The 15,939-nt window shown below is 59.6% G+C and carries 13 protein-coding genes; 7 read left to right on the top strand and 6 right to left on the bottom strand.

What is annotated here, in order from left to right; all coding sequences use genetic code 11:
* Window positions 1-92 precede the first annotated feature (92 nt).
* Window positions 93-1,238 carry a serine hydrolase domain-containing protein gene (locus K0O24_RS05945; protein ID WP_246611182.1) on the top strand — a complete coding sequence of 382 codons (1,146 nt, stop codon included), beginning with the start codon at window positions 93-95 and terminating at the stop codon, window positions 1,236-1,238.
* A gap of 644 nt (window positions 1,239-1,882) precedes the next feature.
* Here K0O24_RS05945 and K0O24_RS05940 read toward each other — a convergent pair.
* Window positions 1,883-2,521 carry a DUF1345 domain-containing protein gene (locus K0O24_RS05940; RefSeq protein WP_219894956.1) on the bottom strand — a complete coding sequence of 213 codons (639 nt, stop codon included), beginning with the start codon at window positions 2,519-2,521 and terminating at the stop codon, window positions 1,883-1,885.
* Window positions 2,522-2,569: 48 nt separating this feature from the next.
* Between K0O24_RS05940 and hisS the strand changes: the two genes are divergently transcribed.
* From hisS to K0O24_RS05910, 6 genes are all read left to right on the top strand, one after another.
* On the top strand, window positions 2,570-3,847 hold the full coding sequence (hisS, locus tag K0O24_RS05935) for a histidine--tRNA ligase (protein ID WP_219894955.1): 1,278 nt from the start codon (window positions 2,570-2,572) through the stop codon (window positions 3,845-3,847).
* Window positions 3,844-4,917, top strand: a complete 1,074-nt coding sequence (gene prfA, locus K0O24_RS05930) for a peptide chain release factor 1 (RefSeq protein WP_219894954.1) — start codon at window positions 3,844-3,846, stop codon at window positions 4,915-4,917. The genes hisS and prfA overlap by 4 nt, the downstream gene beginning before the upstream one ends.
* Window positions 4,904-5,761 (top strand): peptide chain release factor N(5)-glutamine methyltransferase, encoded by an 858-nt coding sequence (gene prmC / locus K0O24_RS05925; RefSeq protein ID WP_219894953.1) that lies wholly within the window; start codon window positions 4,904-4,906, stop codon window positions 5,759-5,761. Before prfA ends, prmC begins: the two co-directional genes overlap by 14 nt.
* Window positions 5,762-5,948: 187 nt before the next feature.
* Window positions 5,949-6,620, top strand: a complete 672-nt coding sequence (locus K0O24_RS05920) for a DUF4167 domain-containing protein (protein WP_219894952.1) — start codon at window positions 5,949-5,951, stop codon at window positions 6,618-6,620.
* Window positions 6,621-6,738: 118 nt separating this feature from the next.
* Window positions 6,739-7,779, top strand: a complete 1,041-nt coding sequence (locus K0O24_RS05915; protein ID WP_219894951.1) for a substrate-binding domain-containing protein — start codon at window positions 6,739-6,741, stop codon at window positions 7,777-7,779.
* A 27-nt stretch (window positions 7,780-7,806) separates the two neighbouring features.
* Window positions 7,807-9,387, top strand: a complete 1,581-nt coding sequence (locus K0O24_RS05910) for an OprO/OprP family phosphate-selective porin (RefSeq protein WP_219894950.1) — start codon at window positions 7,807-7,809, stop codon at window positions 9,385-9,387.
* Between the two features lie 89 nt (window positions 9,388-9,476).
* Here the strand turns inward: K0O24_RS05910 and K0O24_RS05905 are convergent, their stop codons facing one another.
* The 5 genes from K0O24_RS05905 to K0O24_RS05885 all read right to left on the bottom strand — a co-directional run bounded on the left by K0O24_RS05905 (window position 9,477) and on the right by K0O24_RS05885 (window position 15,937).
* Window positions 9,477-11,345, bottom strand: coding sequence for a M61 family metallopeptidase (locus K0O24_RS05905; protein ID WP_219894949.1), 1,869 nt, complete (start codon window positions 11,343-11,345; stop codon window positions 9,477-9,479).
* A 54-nt stretch (window positions 11,346-11,399) separates the two neighbouring features.
* Window positions 11,400-12,887 carry an acetyl-CoA acetyltransferase gene (locus K0O24_RS05900; RefSeq protein WP_219894948.1) on the bottom strand — a complete coding sequence of 496 codons (1,488 nt, stop codon included), beginning with the start codon at window positions 12,885-12,887 and terminating at the stop codon, window positions 11,400-11,402.
* Window positions 12,888-12,955: 68 nt separating this feature from the next.
* Window positions 12,956-13,483 (bottom strand): molybdenum cofactor biosynthesis protein B, encoded by a 528-nt coding sequence (gene moaB / locus K0O24_RS05895; protein WP_219894947.1) that lies wholly within the window; start codon window positions 13,481-13,483, stop codon window positions 12,956-12,958.
* Complete coding sequence (locus K0O24_RS05890; protein WP_246611142.1) at window positions 13,473-15,215, bottom strand: lytic transglycosylase domain-containing protein; 1,743 nt, start codon at window positions 15,213-15,215, stop codon at window positions 13,473-13,475. The genes moaB and K0O24_RS05890 overlap by 11 nt, the downstream gene beginning before the upstream one ends.
* Complete coding sequence (locus K0O24_RS05885) at window positions 15,212-15,937, bottom strand: uracil-DNA glycosylase family protein (protein ID WP_219894946.1); 726 nt, start codon at window positions 15,935-15,937, stop codon at window positions 15,212-15,214. Before K0O24_RS05885 ends, K0O24_RS05890 begins: the two co-directional genes overlap by 4 nt.
* Between the last annotated feature and the right edge of the window lie 2 nt (window positions 15,938-15,939).

The raw sequence follows: 15,939 nt of genomic DNA, 5'->3' as shown, positions 1-15,939 counted from the left end.
CACATGGATCGAATTGAGCCTTTCTCAGAAAGACCTGCAGCAAATAGAGTCGTATCCGCCATGACAACTGAGTTGGCTAGAAAGTGAACCAAATGGAGCCATCAGAGATACATGGAACCGTGGTCCCCGGGTATGAGGGCGTTCGAGAAGCATTTGAAGAGAACCTGTCTTCAGGGCTGGAAGTTGGCGCCGCATTTGCCGTGTATCGCGATGGTGAACCTTTAGTGGATCTTTGGGGTGGTGTATTCGCCAACGACAAATCTTCTAAAATTGCCTCAGATTCGCTGTTCACGATTTTTTCAGCAACAAAAGGCCTGGCTGCAATCTGTATCGCAATGCTGGTCGATCGGGGGCGGCTTACTTATGAAGAGCCAGTCGCGAAATATTGGCCTGAATTCGCCGCCAGTGGCAAGGAGCGAATTACCGTCGGCGAACTCATGTCGCATCAGGCTGGCCTTGTAGCGACAAGGTGTCCGGCCACGATCTTCGACTACTACGCCCATAACCCGATCGCAGCTGAACTTGCCAGGCAAAAGCCGTATTTTGAGCCGGGTACTTGGGGTTATCATGGGCTGACAATCGGCGTTTTATCGGACGAACTCGTGCGTCGGATTGACGGGAGAACGATCCACCAATTCTTTGCGGAGGAGGTCGCCGACCCCCTTGGTTTGGACATTTACATGGGGCTGGACGCAGAACAAGACCACCGCCATGTCGGCAGCTGTGGCGACCCGGCCCCTGCATTGCAAACCTTTACGCCGCCCGATCCACAGGCCTTCGTGGACTCGATGACAAATCCCGTGATCGACTGGGACTGGCCCAATCAGAGAATCTTTCGGAAAAACGGTCAACCCGCTTCCGGCGCGACTGCAAACGCGCGGAGCCTGGCGCAGATTTATGCTCAGCTGGTGTGCGATCCGAAGCCAAGATTGATCGGAAAGGAAACTCTCCTTCAAGCGACGCGTGAGCGCGTTTGCGGCATAGGACGGAGCACCGGTAGTTTGGGTCGTTACGCCGCCGGATTTCAACTGAATATTGGCGCGTATGGAGCCAACCCGGATTCCTTCGGCCACCCAGGACTGGGTGGTACGGTCGGCTTCGCCGATCCCGCGCGAAGGCTTGGCGTCGGCTACACCACTAATCGCATAGTAGTGCTGAGTTGGTTCCCCTGCGATCCTCGCCTGTCTCGGCTGCTTGAGGCTCTCTACGCAGTTGAATCTCTCGCCAACCTAAGTTGAGCGGAAACGGGATGATTGCATCAGAAATCTAGTTCATTTAGTTCGACGTAGAGTGACGGGATAACGTCTTGCCCCCATTCTAAGGGGCCTCATTGATGCCTGTACGTTCTCAAAAGGCTCACGATAGTTTCGCGGTATTCGGTCGGTTCAAATCGAGCCAAGGTGGTACCAAAACGCCACTCAGCCAAATCGAATTTGCCTCGCTTCTGTAGAGGGGTTTTGGCGGAAGGCTAAGCTTTGTGCCGTTCCAACAATCCAGACAGGTTTTACAGTGCCTCGGTAACCAATTGATTTTATTGGGGCCCAAATTTCTTGATTTTACAAAATCGCAAAGTCCGCCGGGAATGCCATGAGCTTGGGTAGTTTCTGCTGGGTCAGTAGAAGTGGGGAAAGTCAGCGATACTTTATGATAAGGGTCGCACAGTCGACGCGCTCAACCGGCGCCAACTGAAACCAAACAGATTCGGTCCGGTGCAAGTCCGGTGAAATGCGCCTTAATTGCAGGCATTTGCCCCAAAAAGGTCGAGGAATTCGCGATCAATGTGGCAGATTTCCCGCATACTTTAACATTCACGTGTGTTGACATCGCAGGGGTCGCAAGTTCAATCCTTGCCACGCCCACCATTTTTTCCTCCGGCAATCGCCTAACGACTCCCCAGCGTGTTGATCGTGAAGGCCAGGATCCCGATGTTAAAGACGAAGGCGGCCAGGCATTGGGCCAGCACCACCCGGCGAATCGCGCGGCTGTTGATCGCAACGTCCGAGGTCTGGAATGTCATCCCAAGAGTGAAGGCAAAATAGACGAAGTCCAGATAATCGGGTGTGTCGGTATCCGGAAAGCTCAAGCCGCCATCCGTATTGCCTTGCCCATAGAAGAGGTGGGCATAGTGCAGGGCATAGAGCATGTTGGCGAAGACCCAGGCCAGGCCGAGCGTGACGATGATCAAGGATGCCATGGGCTCGCCCGGGCCCGTAAGTTCCACACCGATCGTGATGAGCAGCACCGCGCCGATAAGCGCAGAAATCACCAGAAGCGTGCCCCGGTTAGCATCATTCTCCGCGGCATGTCGCCGGATTGCGCTTGCTTCCCCATCGCGCAGGGTCGGCGCCAGCAATATGAAGAACAGGAGTGCTGCCAGATCGAACCCTCCCATCACGGCATAGTGCCATTGCCCCAGCTCGATCTGGATCCCCGCGCCGAACAGGGCAAATGCAGCCAGAAAAGCAATGAAACGGACAGGGGCAATCCGGTTGCCGATCTTGCGCTTGGCGGGAGCTGTCATGACCGAGTGGTAGCGTTTTTGCTTCGGCTCGCCTAGAGAGCGCCCGCAATGGCGAAAATCGAAACACCCCGGCCCATACGTGGCACACAGGACATGCTCGGCGAGACTGCTGACCGCTTCCATCATGTGGTGGAAACGTTCGATCGCGTCCGCAGGCTCTATGGCTTCAAGCGCATCGAAGTGCCCGTTTTCGAAGCGACTGCTGTTTTTGCACGGTCGCTCGGTGAAACGACCGATGTCGTATCCAAGGAAATGTATACGTTCGAGGACCGGGGCGGCGATTCGCTCACGCTGCGGCCAGAGTTCACAGCCGGGATTGGGCGCGCCTATCTGACCGAGGGGTGGCAGCAATATGCTCCGCTGAAGGTCGCGACCCACGGCCCGCTATTCCGTTACGAGCGTCCCCAAAAGGGACGCTTTCGGCAGTTTCACCAGCTTGACGCCGAAGTGATCGGTGCAGCCGAGCCGGCGGCGGACATCGAACTGCTTTGCTTCGCAGACCAGTTGCTCAAGGAACTCGGGATCAGCGAGGGTGTCACGCTGCAGCTCAATACATTGGGCGACGCGGGATCGCGCGAGGCCTGGCGCGCCGAACTGATCGCCCACTTCGAAACGCATCGCGCCGATCTTTCGGAAGACAGCCTCGAGAGGTTGCACAAGAATCCGCTGCGCATCCTCGACAGCAAGGACCCGCGCGATCGGCCTGCCGCCGACAGCGCACCCGATATCGATACGTTCCTGACGGACGAAGCGAGGGACTTTTTCGACACAGTGACAGCGGGGTTGGATGCTGCAGGTATTGCCTGGACGCGCGCATCGCGGCTCGTGCGCGGTCTCGATTATTACCGCCACACCGCGTTCGAGTTCGTCACGGACCGGCTTGGCGCGCAGGGGACCGTGCTGGGCGGCGGACGCTATGACGGACTGATCGAGGCCCTGGGCGGTCCGCACACGCCTGCGGTCGGCTGGGCGGCAGGCATTGAACGATTGGGCATGTTGCTCGAATCGCAGCCCATCAAAGTCCCGGTTGTCGCCGTCATTCCAACGGAAGCTGGCCTTGAAAACAAGGCCCTTGCCGTTGCAGCGGCACTGCGTCGGGCGGGCGTCGCGACCGAAATGGCCTTCCGCGGTAACGCGAAACGCCGGGCGGAGATTGCGCGGAAAGAAGGCGCGCTGTCCATTCTCTACATTCGCCAGGCAGGCGACCCGATGGGAGAATATTACTTCAGCTATTCGGGCAAGGATGATCAGGAGCGCAATCGCGTTGCGCGTCAGGTATGGGATGCCATTGGCTCCAAATTTCTCTTGAGCGGCATCGACGCATGACCACCATCTCCGCAGAACGGATCGCCGCACTGCTGGCGAAGCGGGAGGAGTTGTCAGCACAGCTGTCGTCCGGCGACCTGCCGACCGATCGGTTCATTGCGCTGTCCAAAGAATATGCCGAAGTGGAGCCTGTGGCTGCCGCGGCCGGCGAGTTGCAGCGGCTTCGGACAGAACTCGCCGGGCTGGAAGACATGCTCGCCGACCCCGAAATGCGCGAAATGGCGCAGGAAGAGGCAGAAGCGATCCGGGCCACTTTGCCCGAGGCGGAACGTGCACTCGCGCTGTCACTCCTGCCAAAGGATGCGGCCGACGAGCGCTCGGCCATGCTTGAGGTCCGGGCCGGGACCGGTGGAGACGAGGCGGCGCTTTTCGCCGGCGATCTGTTTCGCATGTATTCGCGATATGCAGAAGAGCGTGGCTGGAAGGTCGAACTGATCTCCGCATCGTCGGCTGAAATGGGCGGCTACAAGGAAGTCGTTGCTTCGGTCACCGGTCAGGGTGTGTTCGCGCGCCTGAAGTTCGAGAGCGGCGTCCACCGCGTCCAGCGTGTGCCCGTCACCGAATCGGGCGGTCGTATCCACACGTCTGCTGCGACAGTTGCGGTCCTACCGGAAGCCGAAGATGTCGATGTGCAGATCAATGACAATGATCTCAGGATTGACATCTATCGATCGTCGGGACCGGGCGGCCAATCCGTCAACACGACTGACAGTGCGGTGCGCATCACGCACATCCCGTCCGGGCTTGTGGTCATTCAGCAGGATGAAAAATCACAGCACAAGAACAAGGCCAAAGCGCTGAAAGTTCTTCGCACGCGCCTGTATGAGCTTGAACGCGAGCGATTGCATTCCGAGCGCGCGGGCACACGCAAGTCAATGGTCGGTTCCGGCGACCGGTCGGAGCGCATCCGGACCTACAACTTTCCGCAGGGTCGTGTCACCGACCACCGCATCAACCTGACGCTTCATCGGCTCCCCGAGATTCTTGAGGGACAGATGGATGAACTGATCGATGCGCTCATCACGGCTGACGAAGCAGAGCGGCTTGCGGGGCTGGATGACTCTGCGTGAGGCCCTGAACGAAGCGACCCAAAGGCTCGCTTCGATTTCGGACACCCCGCGGCTTGATGCCGAATTGCTGTTGGCTCAAGCCTTGGGCCTGTCGCGTGAAGCGCTTCTCCTCGGTTCTCTCGAGAGGCCGCCTCCTTCCGCCTTTGCTGAATTGGTGGCCAGGCGGGCAGCGCATGAACCGATTGCCTATATTACCGGGACTCGCGACTTCTGGACAATCAGCCTTGCTGTTTCTCCCGGGGTTCTCATTCCAAGGCCTGACAGCGAAACCTTGATTGAGGCTGCCATCGATTACTTCGGATCGTCAACACGCGGTGGCCGCGGGCCATCTTCCATCCTCGATCTTGGCACCGGGTCCGGAGCCTTGCTGCTTGCTGCCCTTGCGGAATGGCCAGAGGCACAAGGGCTCGGCGTTGATGCTTCAAACGTCGCCCTTGAGGTTGCCAGTGACAATGCGACGCAACTGGGCCTTGCCTCTAGAGCCCGATTCGCGACAGGAAATTGGGGCACCGGCCTGTCCGAACAATTCGACCTCATTTTCTGCAACCCTCCATACGTAGAGCTCGATGCTGACCTGCCTGCAGAGGTAAGGAATTATGAGCCACAGTCTGCCCTGTTTGCGGGCGCAGACGGGCTTGATGCCTATCGCCACCTGATTCCCCAGCTCCCGCCCCTTCTCAATCCGCTCGGCATGATTGCGGTTGAAATCGGTGCAACGCAGGCGGCCGCTGTGTCTGAACTCTTCGTTGCCAATGGGCTTACTCCACAGGTGAGGCAGGATCTTGGGGGACGGGACCGCGCTATTGTGCATTTTTCCCTTGGATTGGACGGGAAAGGCAGATAAAGGCGGTCGCAAGATTTGGACGAGCGCATCCAGCGGGACGCCATCCAGTTCTTACCCCCACCATCTGAGGCCTGATTGGGATGATCCGGCTTTGGCAGGCGGACGGCGCGCAAGGGCGCGTCTGGTCGGGGTCTTGCAGGCTGATTCGAACTACACAGGCATTACACCCAGAGAAAAGGGACAATCTTTGCTCAACAATCGTCAAGCTGGCCGCCGTCGCGGCCGGGGTGGACAGCGCCAGCAAAACGGCGGGCGCGAACAAGGCAATCGCATCGACAATCGCGCGCGCGGCAATGCGCCGCAGTTGCTCGAGAAGTACAAAAGCCTTGCCCGCGATGCTCAACTCGCTGGCGACAGGGTGATGACGGAATATTATCTGCAGTTTGCAGATCACTACTTTCGCGTCGTTGCAGAGACTCGCGCTCGCTTTGAAGAAAGTCGGCCGCAGCGCGATGACTGGCAAGGCGATGAAGGCGAAGACCAGATTACTGCTGAATCCATTGACGGCGACGAAGGCGAAGAGGAACGTCGGCCGCAGCGCCGGCAAGACAACCGCGAGCGCAATGATCGCAATGAGCGGAATGCCCGGCCCGAGCGCAGCGAGCGTGACAGGAACGGAGATCGCTACGCCAACGATCGCGGTAATGGCCGCTACAATGGCAATCGCGGCAATGACGACGAACCCGTGGAACCGGCAACGATTGATGTAAATGTTCTGCCGCCGTCGTTTGGAAGTGACGGAATGGTTGCGACCATTCCTGATTTCCCGGTAGACGTCGAGGAAGAAGCACCCGCACCGCGCCGACGTGGACGACCGCGCCGTGCCGCCACGGAAAGTGACGTTCCGGCCGAAGGCTAAGGCCCATTGTCACAAATGTGAAATCCAACTGTCACCGAACTGGAATGCGCTGGCTCTAGTGCAGTGGCCATCCGGGCGAACGAGTCGCACGGAAGGTCATCCAGTTTCAGGGGCTATCATGAAATTTTCCACCAAGCTGACCGTGGCCGCGCTTGCGGCATGCGTTGCGGCTGTTCCAGCATCGGCGCAAATGCGCCGCAACATCCGGGTCGTCGGATCCTCGACCGTATATCCGTTCACAAAGGCCGTTGCTGAACGCTTTGCGCGGGCAAACCCCGGTATTCCGGCACCGATCGTCGAATCCACGGGCACCGGCGCCGGCGCCAAGCTGTTCTGTGCAGGCGTTGGCGCCGCTCATCCTGACATTCTCGATGCCTCGCGTCGTATCAAGCTTTCCGAGTTCAAACAGTGCGCAGCCAATGGCGTTTCGCAGATCACGGAAATCCAGGTTGGCCTCGACGGGCTTTCACTGGCAACAGCCAAGGGCGGACCGCTTCGCAACGTAAGTTTGCGCGACATCTATATGGCAATCGCAAAAACGCCATTCGGCAAGCCGAACACAGCCAAGACCTGGAAAGATGTAAACGGCTCGCTTCCGGCGACTCCGATCCGCGTCTACGGTCCGCCGACGACCAGCGGTACCCGCTCATCGCTCGAAGACCTGATCCTTGAGCCAGCCTGCGCAGCAAACCCAGCTATGGCCGCCATGAAGAAGGCAAACGAGGCGAAGTACAACCAGATCTGCAAAGGCGTTCGTGAAGACGGCGGCTATGTCAATGCTGGCGAGAACGACAATCTTATTGTCCAGAAGCTGGAAGCCAATCCGGGCACAGTCGGAATTTTTGGCTATTCCTACCTTGAAGAGAATGCGAACCGACTGAGTGGTGTAGCGATCAATGGCGTTGCACCGACCGGCGCAAGCATCTCGAGCTTCAAATACCCGGGATCGCGGGCACTCTACATCTATGTGAAGAATGCGCACTTGAAGGCTATTCCAGGCATCCGTCAGTTCGCTGCCGAATATGCCAAGGAAACAACTTTCGGGCCGCGTGGCTACCTGCTGCAATACGGGCTGATCGCCAGTCCCGACGCGTCGCGCAAGCGCGCTGCCGCCTTCGCAACCACGATGACGCCGATGAACGCGGCGGGTCTCAAGTAACACTCCAAAGAGAATAAGGGGCAATACATGAAACGCTTTACCCTGTTGCGGGTTCTGCTCTGGGCCAGTGCAATGGCCTTCGCACCGCAAGTCAACGCACAAACGGCGGACAAGGAAGTTGAACCGCCGGCTGATGCGCCCTCACCCGACAGTGTCGATACCGCTGTTCCTGCTGAAGAGGCCAATATCAGTGCGGCGGATGCGCGCGCTGCAGCCCTTGAAGCACAGATCGAAGGGCTTCAGGCACAGATCTCCGAACTGAAAGCGGCGGTCACAAAGGCCACACCAAGCTGGAAGGGCGCGCCGCAATGGACCGACAGCGAAGGCTGGAGTTTCAAGGTGCGCGGGCGCCTGATGATCGACACTGCCTATGCGCCCAAGCCGGACAATTATGTCACGAATCGCAACCTTGGTTTCAACACGCGTGTTCGCAGGTTCCGCATCGGCGTTGAGGGTGCAATTCCGGGTGGCTTCGGGTACAAGGCGGAAGTCGACTATGCCAACAGCACAGTTGGCTTCGGTGATGTCGTCCTGACCTACGCACCGACGGGCAAGATCTATGGCTTCACGTTCGGCAACCAAGAGTCGCTGGACGGTATGGAACAGATCACAAGTTCACGCTGGTCCTCGTTCATCGAACGCGCGCAGGCAAACGATGCCTTTGGCAACACACGTCGGCTTGGCCTTTCGGTCAACCTTCACTCGAAGGACAATCTGTTCCGGTTCGACACTGGCATCTTTGCAGCACACAGCATTGATGCCTCGCTGGACAATGACGGCTACATTCTCGCTGCACGGACGACCTATACGCCCTATGTCGGCAACGGTTTTGTGCACATGGGCCTGAACTTCCAACACCGCGAGTTCCAGTCCAACGACAATGCTGTCGCGTCGACTTCGGTCGGTGCACCGTCAACGAACCAGATCGCCCGTTATCGTGCTCGCCCGTTCCTGCAGACGACGGACGTGCGCTATGTCGATACGGGCAACTTCGCCGCAAAGAGCGACAACATCTTCGGTGCCGAACTTTATGGCGTGTTCAAGTCGCTCCATTTCGGCGGCGAAGCACAGTATGTTAAGGTCAATGCCTATAGCGCTGGCGATACAGCGACTGGTCTCGACGCGTTCAACGGCGGCTCGCTGGTTACACCAACCGGAGACCCCAGCTTTTTCAGTGGCTTCTTCGAAGTCGGGTATTTCCTGACGGGTGAAACCCGCGGCTACAAGAACGGCCTCTGGGACCGGACCAAGGTCCTTCATCCCTTCAACAAGGGCGGGTCGGGCGCATTCCAGTTGATCGGTCGTGTCGACTATCTTGACCTTGATACAGCCAAGCTCAAGAACGGACTGACCAACAACTTTGCGACTGGAGCCACGTCCCTCGCAGCGCTGAACACCCGGCTTGGTCGCGGCGGCAAGCAGACCGGATATCTCGCGGGCCTGACCTGGATTCCGACCGACTATGTCCGGTTCCTGTTCAACTATATCCACACAGAAGTTGAAGGCGGACCGCTAGCTGCAACCGTCAAGCCGCTTTCGACAGCGCCAGTCGACAAGCGCAAGTACAGCACTGACGCATTCGCGATCCGCGCGTCGATCGACTGGTAGAAACAGGGTTCCGGCACCGCCCTCCCCATGCCGGGGCCTGAAGATGGGCCGTTCCTTCGTATCAAGACGAAGGAGCGGCCTTTCGCTTTTCAGGGTCGCGGGCGCAGCAGCAGGTCGAGGCTGGAGTCCCCGGGAGTTGCTTTGGCCAAGCGGGGATAGCGCAGCCCGCCATTCCAGCTGATCGGGATTTCGCGCACATGGCTGCCCGTTCTGACAATAAGGCGGATCGGTTCGCTGCCACCCTTTGCGGCGGAAATGGCATCGATCAGGCCCTGATCGGAATAGACACGGCCGTTGACTGCAACGATCTCCGCCGCTGAAGTCAGCCCGGCACTGAAGGCCGGGCCATCCCAAACCACGGTGTTGACCTTTCCACCTTTGCCTATCGTCAGGCCGACCGAAAAACTGAGGTCAATTTCTCCGGCACGCCTCTCTTTGTCGCGAAAATAAAGGCTCGGTTCTTCGGTATAGACCAGCCTATAGCCACCCCGGCTGATGCCTTCGAGGGGGGCATTCGCCGTCTCTTTGGTCGTGCGCCGGATGAGCAGTCCCGCCCAGTCGAAAGGCGAAATGGCATTCAACGTGGCAACCACATCGTCGAAGGTGAAGCTTCGCGGCCTGAAGTCTCCGTCCTGTCCGCCAAAAAAGGCTCGTGCGAAATCGTCCATTCCCTTCACGCCCCCTGTTTGTGCGCGAAGCAGGGCATCGACTTCCAGCCAGATCAGCAAGCCATCATTGTAATAGTCTTCGCTGCGTTGATAGCTGATCCAGCCCTTGGGGCGGCGGGGCGTAATGACAGGATCATTGGTCGTGTCTGCCAGGTCGCGCCAGCTGCGGCCGACGCGCACATCCTGTGCCGCTGCAATCGCAGCCAGCGCATCGAGCGTTTCAACCTTGCTGAAAAGTCCTGCACGCGCGCCGAGGACATATCCCCAGAACTGATCCTGCCCCTCATAGACCCAGAGCAGCTCATCATTGAGTGGTGTTGAAAAATCAGGGACCATATGGCCCGCCGGACGCCGATACTTGCCCACCCAGCTGTGGCTTAACTCATGCGCCAGAAGATTGCGGCGCCCCGGTCCACTTGCCCAGTCGATGAAATATTCAGGGTATGCAATGTTCTCCGAAGACCGATGATGCTCAAGTCCGATGGTGCCGATCCGCTCAGTCAATCCGAGCAGGAAATCATAATGGTCGAAAGGTCGTGATCCAAAGAGTTTGACCGCCTGGTCGACCAATCGGCGATGCACTTCGATCTGGGCAGGGGTGGCAGCCAGATATTTCGCCTCATCCGCGACGATGTTGAGAGTCACATTGTGGCCGAGTGACTCTGACCGGAAATATTTGCCCGCAAGAACGGGAGAGTCGACCAGTGTTTCATAATCGACGGGAGGAAAGGCAAGCCGCTCGCCCGATCCGGAAGTCGGTCGAAGGGCCGTTGCCGCCCGCCATCCATTCGGGATTTTCAAGGTTGCTGCAACAGGGATCTGTCGCGTGGCCCACCCGGCCGGGTAGAGCGAGACAGACTGCCATTGCAGGTTGATGATTTCCGGCGAAACAACAATGCGCCCCTGATCCTCTTCGGTCGCGGAGAGAAACTGGAAGTCAATGTCCAGTTGCCGCGCCCCTGCTGGAACATCGACCCGAAATGCATAGACATCCAGCGGATCCCGCGACCATGACAACAGCTTGCCCCCGGCCCGGATTGTCAAACCGGCCAGCTTTTCGATCTGACCGCGCGGCGCATGATTGCCCGGGAGCCATTTCGGGAAGTTGAGCGTCATAGGCCCCGACGACGCGACAGGAATTGTCTGGGTCACCCGGAAAATGCCCTGCTCCGTGTCGGTCGCATCAACATTGAGCGTCATGGTCCCGGGAAAGGGAGAGTCCCGGGTCTGCCCCAGTGCCGTGGCGGGAATGGAGACCGCAAGCAACAGGCCGGCAAGATAAAGACGCATCAGGCTCCCCCGAGAATTTTGCGTCAGTTAAGTGGGCAGCGGGTCAAATGTAAATCAGCCTCTCGACCAATAACAAAAATCGCCCTCACGAACGACAATGCCGGCTGTGCCGACGGGTTCTTCTGCGCCAGAGGTCAGGAAGGCGATCATGCCATCATCTTCTGCCGGAACGCGCGCGATGGCTCGTCGGCCATCCGGTGTCCTGGCAAGGACGACGCCGAACTTGGGCTGCGCTTCCCGATCATAAATGACAGTGTAGGTCTCGATCTCGGCAGGTCCCTCATAGCCATCGACCAATTCGGGCACCGCCCCGCGCCGCGCGTCCGCTTCTGCCTGGCAATCATAGTCCTGCGGGAATGTTCCCGCTGGTTGCGGGCGGGTGGTGAGCAGGATGGCATGATTGTGTGTGGCAAAGCCACCATTGGCGAACAGCAGCCCGTCGCCCGGTTCGACGCGCATCTTCTCGACCATCGAAGCCGCTGCATGCGCCATATAATTGCCGATCGGTCCGCCGCCAAAGGTCAGCCCGCCAAACATCGTCGCAACCCGGTCTGCCGGCAGGCCAAGCGTGCGCCGCGCCATTTTGGGCACGCACGGGAAACAGGAGTAGAGTTCGAGATGATCGAGCTTTTGCGGATCCAACCCGTTGCGCGCGACCACCTGTTCGAGGGTGACAGCCATGCTGGGCGAGTTATCCCAGCGCGCGCGTTCCAGAACATTGTCCGATTCATGGGCAGCAGCGCCCTTGCCGACATAGATGATCCGGCTTTCCGGAACGCCAGCAGCCCGTGCCACGGCAAGGCTGGTAACGAGCAACGCCGCACCCTGGTTCACCGATGAATTGGCGACCATCAGCTTGGTATAGGGAAAGGCGATCGGGCGATTGTTGGCGCTGGCCGTGATGATTTCTTCTGCGGGCAGCGGTTTGCGGATCCAGGCGGCCGGATTGGCCGCAGCAACCTGTGAAAAGAGCGACCAGATCACGCCTGTTTCCGCCTGACCTTCCGCCAGGGTCTGGCCCCAGGTCTTGCGACCGGCATTTTCGTACAGGGGATAAATGTCTGTTGGCGTCCGCAAGCCATATTTCACATGGATCGGCGGCACCTCGGGCATGCGCATGTTGCGCCCGATACCACCGCCGTCCGGCCGCCGCGCAGCCGTCCGCAGGGCTTCGGCGCCGGCAACGATCGCAACCTGGGCACGGCCTTCGCCGATCGCATTGGCTGCATCATTCAGATATTTGATCGGCGTATCGCCATTGGGACCTTTGCTCTGTTCAGCATGAACAGGCGCAATGCCGAGCGCCGTGCAAATCCCGTCGACCATTGTCTTGTCGAGCGACGGGAAGGAAATCTGGCGCGTGATGCCAAGCCAGTCGATCCGGCTGATGAAGCCACCGCCCGCATCGGCATCAGCAGCGCGGATCGCGGCTTCCATCAACTGGCGAGAATCAAGCGCGTCTGCATCGTCGGCGGGTCGGTCATTGACCTGCCCGACACCAATGATCACGGGAATGCGGGTTTCATCCTGAGGCTCTGTCATGCGCAAAGCCATGCAATAGTTGCTGCATCAGAGCAACCGGGTGGGCCATTTTTCGGTATCTTGATCCCCTAAACTTCCCTCAGGCGCGGCATCAGTTCGACAAAATTGCAGGGGCGGAATCGGCTGTCGAGTTGATGGACGAGGATATCGTCCCAGCCGTCCTTCACGGCGCCGGTCGATCCGGGCAGCGCGAAAACATAGGTGCCGCGGGCGACGACGGCGCAGGCGCGGGATTGGATTGTCGAAGTACCGATCTTGGCAAAGCTCAGCCAGCGGAAGAGTTCGCCAAAGCCCGGAATATCCTTGCCACCAAGCTGGGCGAGCGCCTCGGGCGTGACATCACGCCCCGTCAGACCCGTTCCGCCCGTCACGATGATGCAATCGATCATCGCGTCATCGACCCAGCGATGCAGCAGCGCGACGATATCGGCCGCATCATCCTTCAGCAGGGCGCGTTCAGCAAGGATGTGACCCGCCGTGGCAATGCGATCGGCAAGAATATCACCGGATTTGTCTTCGGCCGCTGTCCGTGTGTCAGATACGGTGAGGAGAGCGATACGGACGGGCCGGAAAGCCCGTGTTTCGTCAATCGGCACTGGCAAGCCCGCCGGAAGCGTTCAGCCGGACCGCTGTGGCACCGGGTAGACCGGGAAAGCGCGGCCAAAGCCCTTGCGAAAGCGCTGCAAGACTCTTCGCGGGCGTACCGGCTTGCATCTGGTACATCCAGTAATTGCGCAGCACGATCGTCACATAGGACCGGGTTTCCCAATAAGGGATGGACTCGATGTACAGCAGGGGATCGTCATTATCCCGCATCCGCGCGTTCCACGCGCCGACGGGCTGAGGTCCCGCATTATAGGCGGCGATGACCTTGGGCAGCAGTCCCCCTGTTTCGCTCATGTCGCGGATCATCTCGATGAAGCTCTGCCCATATTCGAGATTGACCGACGGATCGGTGAGTGGACCAACAGAGGCTTCACCCTTGCGACGGGCGAGCATTGCAGCCGTTCCGGGCATGACCTGCATAAGCCCGCGTGCACCGGCCGGGCTCGTCACCGTCGTGCGGAACTGGGATTCCTGAAGGGCATGGGCAAAGACCAGTGCCTTGTCGACACGCCAGCCACCAACCGGCTGCCAGCCCTGTGGAGCCGGATAGCGCGCGCTCGTTGCGGTTTGCGCACCGGCTGGGCCATTGTGTGCGAGCCAGAGCTGCGTTGCGGGCAGGTCCATGCGGCCAGCAATGGCTGCAAGGCTGGCATGATCCCGAGGATTGCCGATGCGCGCCTGATAACGGATCAACTGGTCCGCCAAGTCCATTTCGCCGATTTCGGCAAGAGCCAGCGCCGCACGAACATTGGGCCGCGCTTCGACATTGCCAAGCGACGACTGATCGACCGGGCGAATAGTCAGTCCCAATCGATTGAGGGCGAGAAGACCATAAAAGGTCTCGGAATTGGCAGACGCTGCCTTGAGTTGGGCCGTCACCCGTTCCGGATGGCCGCCCGCCATGTCGGCGCGCGCCGCCCAGAAATATCCCGCTGAGACCATTTCCTGGTCGCTGGACCGGGCCGCCACACTCGCAAAGGCTTCACGTGCCGCCGACCAATCCTGCTGGCGCCAGGCAGCAAGCCCGGCAACCCAGTCTGCCTGCGCGGCCCAATCGCCATAACCCGCGCGGGCCGTGGCTGCGAGCCGACGGGCTGAAACATCATCGCCCGTCAGGTAATAGGACCAGGCAATTCGCTGCTGCCATTCGGTGAGCGTCTCCGGATCGAGCCCGGGCGTCATTTCAATAAGGATGCCTTCGGCTTCATTGGGGCGATCACCCTTCAGCAGGGGCACGAGACGCGCCGACATTGCACTGGCGCGTGCCGCCGACCCGGCAACTTTGCCGCGACGCGGCGCTGAGCCAAGCCAGCGCAACTCCTTGGCGGTCGGCAGGTCTGTTACCGTGGCAACGCCGCGCGACAGGGCAAGGCGCTCAAGCGCTTGGGCCTGCGGCAATTCAGGGGCTTTTTCGGCAAGAGCAGCAAGCGCTTCGCCGGACACCTTTGGGCTGCCCTTTGCCAGATAAAGTTCGGCCCGCGCCACGGCGTGCAGCGGCCCTTCGGGCATGGCGTCCAGCTTGGCTGCGGCATCAGCCCATTCGCCAGCATGAATCGCCGCAAAAATTTCGCGATATTTCTCGCGGGCGTGCGGGCCCAGTTGCGCGGCGTACGATGTTCGCACTGTCGCAAACGAAGCCTCTCCGTCGCTGGCTGCCAGCGCCGGCGCAGCTACCGCCATCGCCAGCATTGCAGAAGCAGCGAACGAGAATTTGAAGATCACGCCTGGGTTCCCTTGATCAGCATTTGCATGTCTGCCCAGGCATCCGCCTTGCGGCGGGGGCTCTGGAGCAGGAAGCGCGGCGAGAAGCTCACCACCACTTCGACACTGCCATTCTCGTGGTTAATTTCATGCAAAGTTCCACGGGCCTGCTGGAGATCCATCCCCAGAATCGCACGGCTCACCGCACTTCCCATCAGCCAGAGCTGTCTGGGGCCTGCAAGCGCAATGTGATGACGGGCGATTTCCGCAAGACGCGGCTCACATGCGGGGGGTACCAGCCCCGTCGGGATGCGGCCTGGACAAAGCGCTGCCAGATAGACGGAATCGCGATCAAGATGCAGCGCCGCCAGCATGCGGTCGAACAATTCGCCGACGTCCCCGGAGAGCAGGTAGCCGGCGTCGGGGTCCCCCAGTTCGGGCATGTCCACCATCACCATCAGCGAAGCCGCGGGGTTTCCGGAAACCGCAATCCGCCGCGCCGGCGGACCTGCTTCGGGAATATCGGGGCTCTGATGAAGCCAGCGGGCGAATGCAGGAAGCGTTCCGGGCATGCGGAATTCAACAGGCGCTGAAGCGGTCGGTCCCTGTGGCGTGCGCGCCCGACTGCGGTCGAGCCAGGCAACCGGAGCCTCATCGACAAGCGTATCGACACCCATTTCGTGCCACCAGCCGAGAAGGCTTGCCGCTTGTGCCGCTGGAATCACCGTTGCGATATCTGCCATGC

The sequence above is a fragment of the Aquisediminimonas profunda genome, from assembly GCF_019443285.1.
Lineage (GTDB): Bacteria > Pseudomonadota > Alphaproteobacteria > Sphingomonadales > Sphingomonadaceae > Aquisediminimonas > Aquisediminimonas profunda.
This window is presented reverse-complemented; position numbering and strand designations above follow the sequence as displayed.